Source organism: Rhodococcus sp. ACS1, assembly GCF_002300155.1.
Taxonomy (GTDB): Bacteria; Actinomycetota; Actinomycetes; order Mycobacteriales; family Mycobacteriaceae; genus Rhodococcus_F; species Rhodococcus_F koreensis.
This window is the reverse complement of record NZ_NSDZ01000015.1, coordinates 29,918-43,486: the sequence shown is the minus strand read 5'-3', so window position 1 is coordinate 43,486 and position 13,569 is coordinate 29,918. Positions and strand designations below refer to the sequence as shown.

At 65.2% G+C, this 13,569-nt stretch carries 12 protein-coding genes and 2 pseudogenes; 3 read left to right on the top strand and 11 right to left on the bottom strand.

Annotated features, from left to right (window positions below; all coding sequences use genetic code 11):
• Positions 1–24: 24 nt before the first annotated feature.
• Positions 25–1,314 carry an IS110 family transposase gene (locus tag CJ179_RS48960; RefSeq protein WP_095866333.1) on the bottom strand — a complete coding sequence of 430 codons (1,290 nt, stop codon included), beginning with the start codon at positions 1,312–1,314 and terminating at the stop codon, positions 25–27.
• An 869-nt stretch (positions 1,315–2,183) separates the two neighbouring features.
• On the opposite strand from CJ179_RS48960, the pseudogene CJ179_RS48955 reads away from it, so the two are divergent.
• A pseudogene (locus CJ179_RS48955) lies at positions 2,184–3,067 on the top strand (alpha/beta fold hydrolase).
• Between the two features lie 281 nt (positions 3,068–3,348).
• On the opposite strand, the gene CJ179_RS48950 reads toward CJ179_RS48955, so the two are convergent.
• Positions 3,349–4,236, bottom strand: coding sequence for a LysR family transcriptional regulator (locus CJ179_RS48950; protein WP_095866332.1), 888 nt, complete (start codon positions 4,234–4,236; stop codon positions 3,349–3,351).
• Positions 4,237–4,424: 188 nt separating this feature from the next.
• Here CJ179_RS48950 and CJ179_RS48945 point away from each other — a divergent pair, with 188 nt between their 5' ends.
• Positions 4,425–4,958 carry a 2,4'-dihydroxyacetophenone dioxygenase family protein gene (locus tag CJ179_RS48945; protein ID WP_095866331.1) on the top strand — a complete coding sequence of 178 codons (534 nt, stop codon included), beginning with the start codon at positions 4,425–4,427 and terminating at the stop codon, positions 4,956–4,958.
• Positions 4,955–5,491 (top strand): VOC family protein, encoded by a 537-nt coding sequence (locus tag CJ179_RS48940; protein WP_095866330.1) that lies wholly within the window; start codon positions 4,955–4,957, stop codon positions 5,489–5,491. Before CJ179_RS48945 ends, CJ179_RS48940 begins: the two co-directional genes overlap by 4 nt.
• 252 nt (positions 5,492–5,743) lie before the next feature.
• On the opposite strand, the pseudogene CJ179_RS51990 reads toward CJ179_RS48940, so the two are convergent.
• The 9 genes and pseudogenes from CJ179_RS51990 to CJ179_RS48900 form a co-directional block, all read right to left on the bottom strand.
• Positions 5,744–5,934, bottom strand: a pseudogene (locus CJ179_RS51990) (DUF4193 family protein); the annotation flags it as partial.
• Positions 5,935–6,017: 83 nt separating this feature from the next.
• Positions 6,018–6,608: a zeta toxin family protein gene (locus CJ179_RS48930; protein WP_095866328.1), complete on the bottom strand. Its 591-nt coding sequence runs from the start codon at positions 6,606–6,608 to the stop codon at positions 6,018–6,020.
• Positions 6,605–6,988 carry a hypothetical protein gene (locus tag CJ179_RS48925; protein WP_095866327.1) on the bottom strand — a complete coding sequence of 128 codons (384 nt, stop codon included), beginning with the start codon at positions 6,986–6,988 and terminating at the stop codon, positions 6,605–6,607. Before CJ179_RS48925 ends, CJ179_RS48930 begins: the two co-directional genes overlap by 4 nt.
• 661 nt (positions 6,989–7,649) lie before the next feature.
• Positions 7,650–7,958, bottom strand: a complete 309-nt coding sequence (locus tag CJ179_RS53605) for a hypothetical protein (protein WP_257016388.1) — start codon at positions 7,956–7,958, stop codon at positions 7,650–7,652.
• Between the two features lie 74 nt (positions 7,959–8,032).
• On the bottom strand, positions 8,033–8,653 hold the full coding sequence (locus tag CJ179_RS53600; RefSeq protein ID WP_257016387.1) for an acyl-CoA dehydrogenase family protein: 621 nt from the start codon (positions 8,651–8,653) through the stop codon (positions 8,033–8,035).
• 256 nt (positions 8,654–8,909) lie between these two features.
• Positions 8,910–10,220, bottom strand: a complete 1,311-nt coding sequence (locus tag CJ179_RS48915) for a Rep protein (RefSeq protein ID WP_095866326.1) — start codon at positions 10,218–10,220, stop codon at positions 8,910–8,912.
• Positions 10,221–10,295: 75 nt separating this feature from the next.
• Positions 10,296–11,747, bottom strand: coding sequence for an NF041680 family putative transposase (locus CJ179_RS48910; protein WP_257016386.1), 1,452 nt, complete (start codon positions 11,745–11,747; stop codon positions 10,296–10,298).
• 457 nt (positions 11,748–12,204) lie between these two features.
• Positions 12,205–12,414 (bottom strand): hypothetical protein, encoded by a 210-nt coding sequence (locus tag CJ179_RS48905; protein ID WP_257016385.1) that lies wholly within the window; start codon positions 12,412–12,414, stop codon positions 12,205–12,207.
• Between the two features lie 104 nt (positions 12,415–12,518).
• The gene (locus CJ179_RS48900) at positions 12,519–13,013 is read right to left on the bottom strand and encodes a hypothetical protein (RefSeq protein ID WP_095866323.1); all 495 of its coding nucleotides are present in this window, start codon (positions 13,011–13,013) and stop codon (positions 12,519–12,521) included.
• Positions 13,014–13,569 lie beyond the last annotated feature (556 nt).

Here is a 13,569-nt window from a genome sequence, read left to right as displayed (position 1 = left end):
TTGTTTTGCTGCTGTGGGTTTGGGTTAGGCGGCGGTGTCGGTGATGACGGCCTTGCCGTCGCGGATGGCGATGTGCTGACCGGTAAGTGTCTGGAGTTGGGTGGCGAGGTCGCGGGCGCGGCGGTGCTTGTTGATCCGGGATTCGTAGTATCCGGGCCCGAGGTCGCAGAATGTGGCGTCCGGGTCGGAGAGCAGGTGGTAGACGACGGTGAGTACCGAGTTGCCGGTGGCGACGATCGCCTTCTGCTTGCCGCGGCGTCGCGCGAGGCGCCGATAGCGGGTGCCGAGGAAGGTGTCGGCCCGGGAGTTGGCGAACGCGATTCGACCAAGAGTGCCCGCCAGCCATGGGTTGCCCTTGCCGCGGCCCTTGCTCATGGACTTGCCGGCCGACTGGTGGGTCTGCGGGCAGAACTTCGCCCACGACACCAGATGCGCGGCGGATGGGAATCGGGTCATGTCAACCCCGGTCTCGGCGATCAACTCGGCGGCGGCAACGGTGTTCACGCCGACGATGTCAGCAAGGCGGGTCGCCTCTTGGGAGAAAGGGCTGATCGCGTCCTCGATCAGCGCGTCGAGTGCGGCGATCTGGTCGCCGATCCTGTCACTGTTGTCGAGCATCATCTTCAGAATCGTCGCGTGATGGTCGGTGAAGAATCCGCGCAGCGCCTCTTCGAGCTGATCGGTCTTCTTCCGCGCACCGCTCTTGGCCAGCCCGGCCAGCGTCCGCGGATCCCGCTCTCCGGCGATGAGGGCGTGCATCATCGCCCGTCCGGATACGCCGTGCAGCTCCGAGAGCACCGACGAGATCTTGATCTGGGCATCCTCGAGCAGCTTCTCGACCCGTTGCTGCTCGCGGGTGCGGTCCTGCACCAGGGCACGGCGGTAGCGGGTGAGGTCACGTAGCCGACGGATCTCGGGCGGCTGCACCAGCGACGGCCGGCACATGCCACGCTCGGCCACCTTCGCCAGCCACACCGCGTCGGCCCGATCGGTCTTCGCCCTGCCCGGCACGTTCTTCACCTCGCGGGCGTTGACCAGCCAGCAATCGAAGCCCTCGGCTTCGAGAAGGTAGTAGACACCCTTCCAGTAGGTGCTGGTGGATTCCATCACCACCCGCTGCACCTGCCAGTGCCGCAACCAGGCCACCATCGCCAGCAGCTGTGCGGTGGTCGTGCCGTAACCGCGCAGCTCCTGCATTCGCCTACCGGGCCGCTGCGGGTGCGGCACCCGCACACACGCCTCCAGTACGGCTTTGCCGAGATCCAGCGCCGCGACCCGCTCCACTAACAGTTCGACATCGTCGACCTCATCCATGACGAAACTCCTTCCCACCGAACCGATTGCATGAACGCGGTCGCCCGCAGGAACCGAACAGGGAAAAGGAAAGAGTCGGACCCTCGTGCTCGTGGCAACAATGCGCAGCCCCACCATCGGCTCCCCGGATCAAACTGTTATTCGGGCTCACCGGCGCCAAGAAAAGATCGACCTCGGCGAGCGACCGCACCCGATTTTCCCGCATGCGCGGGCGTCCCCGGAAGGGACCACCCAACTGTTATGACGAAACCACCGTGTGGCCGTTCGGCTTCGCCCCACCGGAATCGCGAGACCGCGACTGTCCTGTTCGAAAGACGTTAGACAAGGATCTGCGAGACCTCCTCGATCACATTGATCCCACCGCCCCCGATGCAACTGTCGCTCTCTCGGATAGATGTCAAGTGGATCGGGTGAAGTGGCTTAACGACGTGGCGATCAACATCGCCAACCTGGAACCCCTTGAGTCGCCATACGTGATCGAAAGTGTGGACGGGCCGAAAGCCACAGTCCGGTTCACCTCATCGTCGAACGATGCAGCTGGCCCGGGCTCGGGTTCATGGACATACGACGATAGAGACGACACGTGGAAATACGACGGCTGCTGAGGGCTCTCATGGTGGGGACACAGGAATCCGGCTCAATGCTCCACCTACACGACGCGGCGAGCACGACTGGGCAAACGACCAACGGCCGCGCTGGCCACGTCGGTGCCGCGGTGCAAGGTGTACAACCGCGAGCGCTTGCTGGTGGAGCCCGATTGAGCGGTCACAATCTCCATACCAGGGATCATCGGCGGCTCGGGACCAGACCGCGCAGCGTGTTGGGTTTCCGCGGTGAGGCATCGTCGTGTGAGGAGAGAGCGAGTAGCTATGAACTCACCTTCATTACCGGTGCTCGCCGGGGTGGAGCACCGGTTCGTCGACGTGGGCGGCGGTGTGACGATTCACGTCGCCGATGCCGGGCCGGCCGACGGGCCGCCGGTCATGCTTGTTCACGGTTTCCCGCAGAATTGGTGGGCGTGGCACGAGTTGATCGGACCGCTCGCGGCCGATGGCTACCGCGTGCTGTGCCCGGATCTGCGTGGGGCCGGGTGGAGCTCGGCGCCCGATGACCGCTACTACAAGTCCGATATGGCAGATGATCTCGCGGTTGTGCTCGACCGGATCGGCGTCGCCCCGGTGCGGGTCGTGGCGCACGATTGGGGTGGACCAGTTGCGGCGAATCTGATGATGCGACATCCGGAGAGGTGTCCGGGTTTTTCGGACTGAACACCGTCGGGCCGTGGCTGGCGTTCGATCTGACGGCGGTCCGGCGTTTGTGGCGGTTCTGGTATCAGATCCCGATTTCTCTTCCGGTGATCGGGCCGCGTCTTCTCGGCGACCCGAAGGGGCGCTTCTTGGGGATGCTCGGCCGGTGGGTCGGTGCCGGGTTCTACCTCGACGACGACTTCAGGCTCTATGTGCGTCGCATGCGTGAGCCCGGTCATGGGGTGGCCGGCTCGCGCTGGTATCGCACCTTCCTGACGCGAGAACTGATTCGTGCCGGTGAATTCGCGAATACCTCCGTCGATATTCCCATGTGGTTCCTCCACGGAGCGGGGGACCCGGTGATCACGCCGACGCTGCTGCGCGGGTACGCCGAACACGCAGCTGGTTTTCAGCTCGAGACGGTCGACGGCGTCGGTCACTGGATTGTCGATCAGCGACCCGGGTTGGTGCTCGAGCGACTTCGAGTGTTCCTGCTCGACACCTGAGGTGTATCGCTGATTCGTTCGTTATGGGCTCTGACCGTGCGCGACATCGCAGAGGTACGCCAGTTACGTGACCGGCACTAGCTTGGTCGTCGACGGCGGCTCCGAAATCGGCAGCTATCCGACCTCAGCGGCTCCGACGCTAGCAGTTTTTCCGGCCTGAGCTGACCAACAGCTCCTCACGTTGTCAGACGGTCCCGGATCAGGTGCCTCGTCATCGCGGATGCGACCATGGGACCGTCTGACTTGCTTGCGCATCCACACCGCGATCGCGTCACTCGCCCCTATAGCCTGTCGTCTCTGAACTCCGTGGCACCGTCGATCAGGGCGCGTGTGCCCGCGCTCAGGTCGTCCCGCCGCGTACAGAGGCACACCGCTGACCGCGGCGCATCCCTGACCGGCACGAAGACGACGCCCTCATGCCGTCGCGTGTCATCCACGAATTTGCTGGTGATCACAATCGCCGCTCCACTCGCCACAACCTCGAGCATCTCGTCCATGGTGCGCACCGACGGGCCGTAAACCACCGGCCGACCACTCGGCCGCGGGTCGCATGCCCACCATCTGACCCATTCGGGGTCGGCGTCGTCCGACCGGACATGCGGTTCGTCGTCGAGATCGCCCAGATGGACGTGGTCGCGGCCCGCGAGCGCATGCCCAACCGGGAGCACCGCAACACGCGCCTCGTCACACAGCACGTCGAGTCGGAGTCCAGACCGGTCCGACACCGGTGGACGGAGGATCGATGCGTCGACCTCCCCCGATCGGACCGCGCTTGCCAAATTGGCCCATTGAAGCTCGACCAAGGCCACCTCGAGCCTGGGCCGGCGCTCTCGCACGAGTTCCAGAAAACGACGGGTCGGCCCGACAAGGGAAGCCGCCATGAACCCCAGTCGAACTGGTGGGATCTCCGACGTCGCCGCCTCCACCGCGCGTCGTGCGGCGGCCAGGACCGCCCGGGCCTCGGGCAGGAACCGGCGCCCGGCCGCCGTCGGCTGCAGCGGATGCGCCGATCTGTCGATCAATTCGACGCCCAACTGCTTTTCAAGCCTCTTGATCTGCTGACTCAATGCAGGCGTGCTGATGAAGAGTTTCTCCGACGCGCGGCCGAAATGCCCTTCTTCGATTACCGAGACGAAGTATGCGACGAGCCTCAGATTCAGATCGTCCACCTGGCCACCGCGCCTTTTCCCGCACCTCTGACCTGCCGCGATAACCAGCAAGTTAACGAACTGAAATCAAATGTAATGGACATCACATTCATTACCGGGGAGATTCTAAACCACTCCCGAGGCCACCCGGACCACGGCAGCCACATCACAAATTCCGGGCATTCTCCCCACGAAGATTGGATGCGATCATGCGCATTGCAGGCCCCGACTACTGGATGACCAATCCCGGCATCACCCCAAAGGGCGCACGGAAGGAATTCATCGATCCCGAGCAGATCCCGTGGACCGATTGGCTCATGCCCGGCACCCGTTTCAAGCTCCTCTACTGCAACCTCGTCACCGGATCATTCACCCTCATCCTGCAGGTCGACGCCGGCAGCGTGGCACCTCCGCACTGGCACATCGGCAACGTCCAGGCGTACATCATCGACGGCGGCTTCTACTACGAAGAGGACGACAAGGGCGAGACCGGGATGTACACGTGTGAGGTCGCGGGTGCCGTCCACTCTCCGACGTCGCCGCAGGGCACGACGATGCTCGCCATGGTCGACGGCCCGATCGCCGGTTACGCGCCCGAGGGAGAGCTCGGCGCCATCGCGGACGCCCGCCTGCATTACTACATCGCTGCGGCGAACGACGCCGTCGGCCACACTCAGCTCGTCGACTACGCGACCGATCCGTCGGTCGGCATGCACAGGATGGTCCCCGAGGCCGCGAAGTGAAGTGCTCGCTCGGGCCGGTCCGGCAGCTCGGCTACGCGGTCACCGACATCGACGCCGAACTCGACTACTGGACGAACAAGCGCGGCGTCGGCCCGTTCTTCGTCGTCGAGCATGCCCCGTTCGAGGAGGTTCACTACCTCGGACAGAGCGTCGAGATCGACCTGACCGTCGCGATCGCCTACAGCGGATCCATGCAGATCGAGCTCATCCAGCAGAACGACGCCGGCCCGTCGCCCTACCGCGACTTCATCGCTGAGTACGGCCCGGGACTGCATCACCTCGCGGTGTTCGCCGACGACTTCGACGACACGGTTCTGCAGGCACAGGCGTCGGGCGAGGCGGCCACCTTCACAGGCAGCATCAGCGGGTTCGGTCGGTTCGCCTACTTCGACACGGCGGGTCAGCACCTTGCCGTCGAGATCGGTGACGTCGGAGGCGGAACGGGCGTGACGGAGATGTTCGCAGCCTTCGAAGAGGCCGCGAGGTACTGGGACGGCTCCGCCCCGGTCAGGGTCGTCAACCCGGCAGACTGATTCGCACCACTTCCGTTTCCCGCACTCGGTTGGAACGTCGGCTGCCAGCCCGATGGTGAGACACCGGGCTGGCGGTCAGTGACACTACGGTGGTGATGACTCCGGTCAGTAGGTGACCTCAGGAGGGGTGCGATATGTTTCGAGGGCTCGAAGATGCGGCCCTCGGATGTTCGGTGTTCTCAGGCGCAGTCCCGCAGATCAGCTGGGTACCGCTGGCGAAGCGGCTGCGGTGGTGGACGAGGAATTAATTTAACTGGTGCAAGTGAATTCGTCCGCCTGCTTCGGGATGACGCGGACGGTGAGTTCTTCGCCGGACAGGTCTGAACCGGTCAGTTCGAAGGCGTCGGCGGTGTCGGTGTCCTCGACGTCCACGATGGGGGACTGGGTGTCTTTCGGCTGGCGGTGAGCTGTTCGAGGGAGGTGTCCGTCTCGTCGGAGTCGGTGACTTTCGTGCGACGTAGTCGGGGGCCGTGCCTGTTGGTTCCTCATGTTCTGGGTGTTCGGATCCGCCAGGCTGTTACCGCACCTATGGGTGCTCGCCCCCGCTGGTGTACGACGTCAGTTCTACGGGTGTCCACGCGGGCCAGGTGGCTTCGCCGACGAGGTGTCCGTCGGTGAACTGGGCGACGATGCGCGGGCCGGTGCTCGCGCTGTTGTCGTACACGCTCACGTGATCACACCGTGGGAACGCCTGAGCGAGCAGACCCCACAATCTGTGGTATCGCTGGCGGATCTTGTCTTCCGGAACATCGTGCCCGCCGGCTCGCACCCGGTAACGCACACGCTGGACCGCTAGCTCCTCGGGAATCATCACCACATGCAAGATGACGGTGTAGTCGTGTGTGCGCGCTTCGTCGATCAGCTCCAGCTTCGACGGATGGGAGAACACCGTCTCGGCGATGAACGATTTCCCCAGGGTCAGCAGGTGTGCCCGGGTCTTCGCGGCGATCTCCGCCGCCTCATAGGCGTGTGCAGCCGGATTCGCCGGCCATCGTTGTGTGGCGATCTCGTCGGCATTGACGAACGGGCTGGCCGGCAGCAGCGGAGCGAGGGTGAAGGCCACGAAGGTGGACTTGCCGGCGCCGTTGCAACCGACCACCAGGTCGAGTCGTTTCACTCGGGCAGGACTGTGCGCGTGCCGTCGGGACGGTGCTCGATGATCTGACCGTCCTCGGACAGCGCGACCGTGGTGATGCCCTGTGCCGCGAGCGCGGCACCGTAATCGGTGGTGGCCAGTTGTTCCTCGATCGCCGCGTTGATCTCGGCGTTGAACACTGTGCCTTCTTCGGTGCCGAGTTCACCGATCGGCAACCGGCCGGCTAGAGCGTCTTCTACTCGGCGGCGGGCCGCGGTCTGCCGGCTCGAGACCGCACGGCCCACCCGGGCCCAGTGTTCGAGTTGTTGGCGTCCGGTGCGGTGTTGCCGTTCTCCCTCGGCCATGGCGCTGGCCACCAGGTCGGCTGCCAGGCGGGTGACCTTGTCTCCAGTGCTGTGCATCGCTTCACTCCCGGGTGTTGTAGCTAGTTGCTACAAGTGTAGCTGATAGCTACAGGTGCTGTCGGGTTGCTGTTGTCGGAAGGTCCGCCCGAATTCCGCCGACGATCGTCGGTCCTCCTTCGAGGCCACGCCGCCGGGTGCGGTGAAGGTCCCCCTGAACGACAAAAAGCCGCCCCCAACTGGCCATTGAGGTCAGTCCGGAGGCGGTTTAACGTGGAGGGTGCGGGCCGTATCCCGTCGGGTCGAGACTTGGCATTCCGGGATACGACCCGCTGGTTTTTGCTGAATCCTGCCTCCGCTGCGAGCCGTGTAGCTGAGCCGCTCTCGAACCATCCCTGAGCGCGGTGCTCCACGCATGGTTCGAGGGCGCAAGGATAACTGGCCGAGACTCGCCAAGTCGCCGACCCGCGAACTGGTCGTCCCGGGGTAGGTGGGACTCACGGCGGGGGGGGTGGGTGATGCACCGTGCATCACGGTGGGCGGCGACCTGGCCGACGATTCTTCTGGTTCGGGCGCTGTTCTGCTGACTGATCAGAGGGACAGGTCGGTCCGTCTGATCGCCGGTTCCGGTGGAGCGAGACGGGAAGGCATGCGATGGGACTGAGGGTGCGCGAAGTCGGGGTCTGGGTTTGCCGTCATGCGTCTCGGTCCGGCGGTCCCACTAGGGAGTGCGTGCGGTCAGGATGCGGGACTTGATTTCCGGGGTGGTGGTGCAGACCATGCTGAAGGCGGCTTCCCGGACCATTCTCTCGGTGGGTTCGCCGCGTTGGACGGATCGGCGTCCTGCGGCGGTGGCGACGTAGGTAGCGGCGGTGACGGCGAAGTGGCTGGCTCGGGCTCGGGCGTCGTAGATGTCTCCGTCGCCGGTGGCCGCGTTGTTGAGGGCCTCGCGGATGGTGGTGTGTGTTTCCCACAGTTGCGGGCAGGGGTGTTCGATGCGGTCGGCTTCGGTCAGGCATGCTCGTGCCACGCCGAGGGCGAGGGAGCCGTTGATCCGGAGAATCGCCCGGTCAGCCAGGCTGAGTCGGCCCCGACGGGGTTTGCCTACCTGGACAACCGAGGTGTGGGGGACGCGGTGGCGTTGAAGGTCAGTTCGACGGTGTTGGATGCGTCGACCGCGGACAGGCGGATTCGGTTCGCGTGGACGTTCGGGCCGTCAGCGGCGTCCATGAGGAAGGTGACGGTCTTGTGTGCTCGGGGGTCGTATGCGGTGACCCCGAGGACGTCGACGAGGCCCCATCCGGTCACGAACGGTGCACGCCCGGAAATGGTGTATCCATCGTCTGTTTCGGTCGCGACGATAAGGGGGTTCTCCGGGTTGGCGTAGCCGCTGCCGGAGACCCCGGCGGTGACGGCGCCGCTGCGCAGGTCGGCGAGATAGCGGGCTTTGAGGGTGTTGTTCCTCGACATCATCATTCGGAGGAGGGTGCCGTGGTGTTGTGCCCAGACGAATGCGGTCGCCAGGCATCCGCTGACGAGGATTTCGCCGACGTCGGCGAGGGTGTGGACGGGATCTGTGGTGGCGAAGGCGAGGCCGTAGAAGCCCCGGTCGCGTAAGGCCTCGAAGTGCGATGGCGGGATCTTCCCCGACCTGTCCACCTCCGCCGCAGCGGGCCGCAGCACCTCGTCGGTGAGGTCCTGCGCTTCCTGCACCCAGTCGGTCATCCAGACACCGTACCCACACTGCACCCCACCACGCCGACGCACTTCAGCGGTGGGCGGATGCAGTGAGACTTGCCCGGCTTCCGAGATCTCGCGCAACCGCGGCAGCGGTTCGCTGCGGCAAACGTCGAACGGGGTGCTTCCCTGTCGTCACTTGTGTTGTCCCACAGCAGTAGCACTCGGTGGGTCACCTGAGGTGCGGCGGCACGGTGACAGTGGAGGACTACCCCGGAGTCTGATGAACGTCCCTCTGAAGGGCTCATCGGAGATCAACTCGGCGATGTGTGGTGTGACGCAGGGTCCGGCGGATCTGTGCGAGGGCGGCTTCCCGCTGCTCCGGGGTTGCTTGTGTGGCGTTGCGATGGTGGATGGCGGTATGGCGAGCTTGTTGTTCGCGGTGGCGGCGGGCGTCTGCTGCGGTGCGATGCTGGCTGGGGGAGGGGCCGGTCCAGTCGATGTGGGTGAGGCGCCAGTGGAGGAGGGCAACCGGTGAGCTGATCCGGTCTGCTGTGGGCCAGGTCCACCCGCGTTCTCGGGTGTCGCGGTCGAGGGTGTTTGCGATGTCGTGGCCGGTCCACTGGGTGGTGTCGATGCCGGCGGCCTTGATGGTGTCGCAGATGTTGCCGATGTGCCCGTGGGTGAGGACGGGGGAGCGGGAGGCGAGGGTGGCGGCTGCTCGTTGGAGGTGGATGGGTCGGGGTTGTGGGATGGATGTGGTGGGCCGCGCGTGTGCGCGTTGGTGAGTACTTCGTAACGAAAGATTATGTGAAGGAACGTAAGTACTGGGGGATAGGGTGTCAGCGCCGGTGGCCTGGGGATGAGTTGTGCTGGCCGCGGTGGTGGGTTGTTGGGGCCGAGTGCGGTGGCGTGCGAGACGTCGGGTGGCGCGGGCGCGGCGCGGACGCTGCGGCCGGCGTGGGGGTGGGGGAGTGGCGTCGACGATGTGCTTCGGGGAACTGAGTGCCCACACGGATGCGGCTTGGTGTTGTTGGCCGCCGTGGTGGAGTTCGGCGGCCAGGTATTCATGGGTGCGGAGGGTGCGGCCGCGTTCGAGTTCGACACCCATCTGGAGGGTTTTGAGGACACGGCGGGCGCGGTTGACGACGGAGAGTGAGACGCCGGCGTGGTGTGCGATGAGTTGCCGGGAGGCGGTGACACCACGGCCGGTGATGGAATCCGCGAACCGGGCGTGGGCGGTGGCGACGGCCATCAGGCGTTCGATGCTGATGCTGTGGGCGGTGAGTGCGGCTTGGCCGGTGGTGGTGTGGGTGATGTGGTGGCGGAGTTGGCGTAACCATTCGGTGCGGCCGGACCAGACGGGGATGGTGGCTTCGCGTCCGGGTGTGGTGGGGAGGGTGAAGGATCGGCCGCGTTGCCCGGTGTCGCGGTTGTACTGGTGGAGTTGGTTGATGGCGTGGGTGGCGGCGTGGACGGAGGCTTCCCAGTTGTCGACTTCTGCCGACTGCGGAATGTGCGCACCGCCGTGGATGGATGACCGGATGTTGGTGGGCGAAACGGGTTGTTTAGGTGCTGATTCAGCGCATGCGTTAGCATCAGACGTACCTTCCACAGGTAAGTCCTTTCGGGGAATGCAGTACGAGTGTCGGAAGCGGTGAACTTTCGGCACTCACCCTCAGCTTGATTTTTAACCTGGGCAGGCGGCCCCGACGGGTTTTCTAGCTTTGGTTTCGGCGCGTTTGCCCACGTGGTGATGCGGTGCGCGGTGGGTGTTTTTCGATCCGGGTGGGCGTCCGGGTCCGGGTCGACTGGGTTTCGGTGCACTGGCCGGAACAGGCATCGTCGCACGGGTGCGCGAAAACCCTCGACGAACCCGTGCCGGCGTCAATCGTGTTGGTGGGACAGGCCGTTCCCACGGGCGGCGTAGGTCCTCGGCCAGAGGACGGGCGAGCCGGAGTTGGGCGTAGGCCACCAGCACGATCCAGGTCCAGCGGTCGGCCGCCTCGGGACTGCGGAGCCGAGGTGCGTTCCACCCCAACGTCTGCTTGAAGAATCGGAAGGTGTGCTCGAGATCGAAGCGCCGCAGAAACAGCTGCCACAACCGGTCGAGATCGTCAGCACCGACGCCCGGGTCCGAGCACCACAGCCACACCGGGGTGGGATGCCGGTCCCCAGGAAGGTGGTCGACGGTCAACCGGATCACCGTGCCTTCCACGATCGGTGGCGGCCCCGGGTGCTGAGCCCACGAGCCACGATGAACGAGTCGCGGGTGCAACCGATTCCACGCCGAAGCGGAGGCTGTGCCGTATCGGTCCGTCTCGGTGCTCGAGGTGGTCTCGGGTGCAGGCCACGTAATCGGGTCGGCGAATCGAAACTCGGGGCCGTGCCGGGGTGGGCGCCCAGTACGGCCCGGTGGCGGCGCCGGGAAGCACAGCACCCGGTCCGAACGCATCCGACCCAACACCTGCACCGGGAGATCGGCGAGCACGAACGCCAACCGCGCCAACTCGTATCCGGCGTCGAACACCAGCAGAATGTCCGGGTCGCCGTCGCGGTGGTGCCCGGCCTCGCGCAACCGCGTGATCACTTCACGCACCTGGGTCGCCGTCACAGCGATTTCGTCATCGTCGGGGCGCAAGCGGACCGCGTCGAGCACCGACGTCCACGAGGTACGCCCGGTCTCGAGTGCGGCGACGAACGAGTACGGCCACCCCGGGATCAGCTGCGCCTGATTCTTCCCGCGGCCGTAGACGTGGCAGAACCCGCGCTGCGGACTCGTCGGTGCATCCGGGCGCAACCAGGCACTGACATCGACGGCCAGAACGATCCGGCCGCCACGATCACACGGGATCGTCAGCCAGCCGAGGGCGCGGCGCAGCCGAGTGAAATCTACTCTGCCGCAGTTAATTGCGTCGTACAAGGCGCCGTGACCGCGCCGATGCTCGGCGGCCAGTGACAACTCGACCAGGGTGCGAACCGCGGTGCCGGAACACAGCAGCGCATCGGTCAACTCGAACAATGCATCACCTCGGGCCGGCAGACACCGGTAGAACTCTTCGCGGAACGACACCAGGTCGACACGCGGATCGGGGACCGATTCTTCCCCGACCGCCCACCGATCGGGCACACTGATACTCACGGCCACCGCCTGCTTTCGTCTCGAAAGTTCTGTGGAAGGAACCTCAAGATGATCAGGCGGTGGTCGCCTCATGCCGCGACGACACGCCGAACAACACCAGCACCAACTGCCCCACGCGATGGCCGAGGTTAAACGACAAGCTCAGGGAATGTGACGGTTCGGCAAGGCCTTCACCCTCTTGGTTGAGGAGGACCGGCAAGTCCTCCTCAACAACATGCCGCGGAGCGGTTAGTGAATCTGAAACCACCCCCACCAAGGGGGTTTTCGCGTTTCTGAGGTCTGCGCTTTGAAATTTGGGTTATCGGGGTAGCGCGATGGTTACGGGTCAGGGGCATCGCCTCGCTTTGGGCGTGGGTGGGTGCCGATCCACTAGCGCGGTCACCGCGAACTGTGGAGGTTCGCGCGTGTCCGCTGAAAGGGGACCGAGAAGGGTGGTCTGCGGCCGCAGCCGTGCCAGCTACGCCGACCGCGGTGCCGGCTTCACACCGAGCAACAGGTGGGCCGCGGCGGCGACCTCACGGATCTGCTCAATCGTGGCTGTTTCGGGCTCCGATGCGACGAGGTCGACGACATCTACGAGCGCGTCGCGTGATCCCGGGCTGAGACGACACCTGTCCGGTGAGAGCCGGATTGGGCCGTGCGTGTCGATGAGATCCGGAGCGGACATCACGATCGGCGTCCTTGTGTCAGTGACGAGGAGTGCGCAGATGACGCTCTCTATCGCGATGAGGTCCCACGTTCGCCCGTGACGGTCGGTGGCGGTAAGACCCCTCATGCGACTGCCCCTCTCGTCGAGGGACGGTGCAGACGTGCTTCCCATGCCTCGATGGCCGCGGCGACGCACGCCTCGGCGACAGAGCCCGGTTTGGCGGCGAGGTGCGCCCAGAACGCGGCGGCGACAGCTTCCGCACCACTGAACTGATGGCCACCCAGGTAGTCATGTGCATCGACGGTGGTATCGGCGACCGCGGACCAGGCGTACAGCGCCGCTGACTGAGCGGGGCTGGCGCCGATCGCCCCGAGCCGGTCCACCGCACCCCAACGGGCAGCAAGGGAGTTGACCGTGCCGGTCGGCATATCGCGGCACAACATAGCGATCTCGCATCCCGCGGACACGGAGAATCCGGGAATAGTGACCAGACCCCACACCGGGTGGGAGTACAGGTCAGCGAGCCAGTTCCACCGCAGGGAAAGAAGCCCCTCGGTTCCGGGGTACTCGATCTCGCCAGTCGCCATGAGCAGGACGCGGTCCGAAAGACTGATCACGCCGCCGCCCCCCGCTCGACTGCTCGTTGCCCTTCGCCCCGGTAGTACACCCGGAGCTCACGATCGGTCGCGATCACCGTTCCGTCGTGCCGGCACATGGCACCCGCCCAGATCATGGAACGCGGCGTGTCCCTAGCGGACGCCACCGTCGCGACATCCGCGCGACAGGCCTCCAACCGCAGGCAGTGCAAACAGTCACGCTTCGCATCGAAGCTGACCCGATTGGGACCCTCAACCACATTCGACGCCAAGAGTTCCACATTTGTGGCCTCGTGGAGGCGGACGGGGTAGATCTGCGGCGCCGTCAAGATGCCCACCCCCCTGGCACTGACATCGTTTGCGGTACAGGTAGTGCGGTGACCGGCAAGGTCTGCTTCTGGTCGCGCAGCCGGATGCCGTCCCGCGTTCGCACCCACGCGGACAGCCCAGAGATTCCGATCGGCTCGCCGTCGCGGTCGTAGGCCACCGCGGCCCACACCATCGATCGTGCCGGGCCTTCCTGCGCCTGTTCCTCGCAGGTCACCAAGAACGCGCAACTCTTGCACGCGTCAATGGC

Excerpts from the sequence above, each read along its gene's own strand:
- CJ179_RS48960 (WP_095866333.1), bottom strand. The coding sequence starts at position 1,314 with ATGGATGAGGTCGACGATGTCGAACTGTTAGTGGAGCGGGTCGCGGCG.
- CJ179_RS48945 (WP_095866331.1), top strand. The coding sequence starts at position 4,425 with ATGCGCATTGCAGGCCCCGACTACTGGATGACCAATCCCGGCATCACC.
- CJ179_RS48925 (WP_095866327.1), bottom strand. The coding sequence starts at position 6,988 with ATGCACAGCACTGGAGACAAGGTCACCCGCCTGGCAGCCGACCTGGTG.
- CJ179_RS53600 (WP_257016387.1), bottom strand. The coding sequence starts at position 8,653 with ATGACCGACTGGGTGCAGGAAGCGCAGGACCTCACCGACGAGGTGCTG.
- CJ179_RS48905 (WP_257016385.1), bottom strand. The coding sequence starts at position 12,414 with ATGTCCGCTCCGGATCTCATCGACACGCACGGCCCAATCCGGCTCTCA.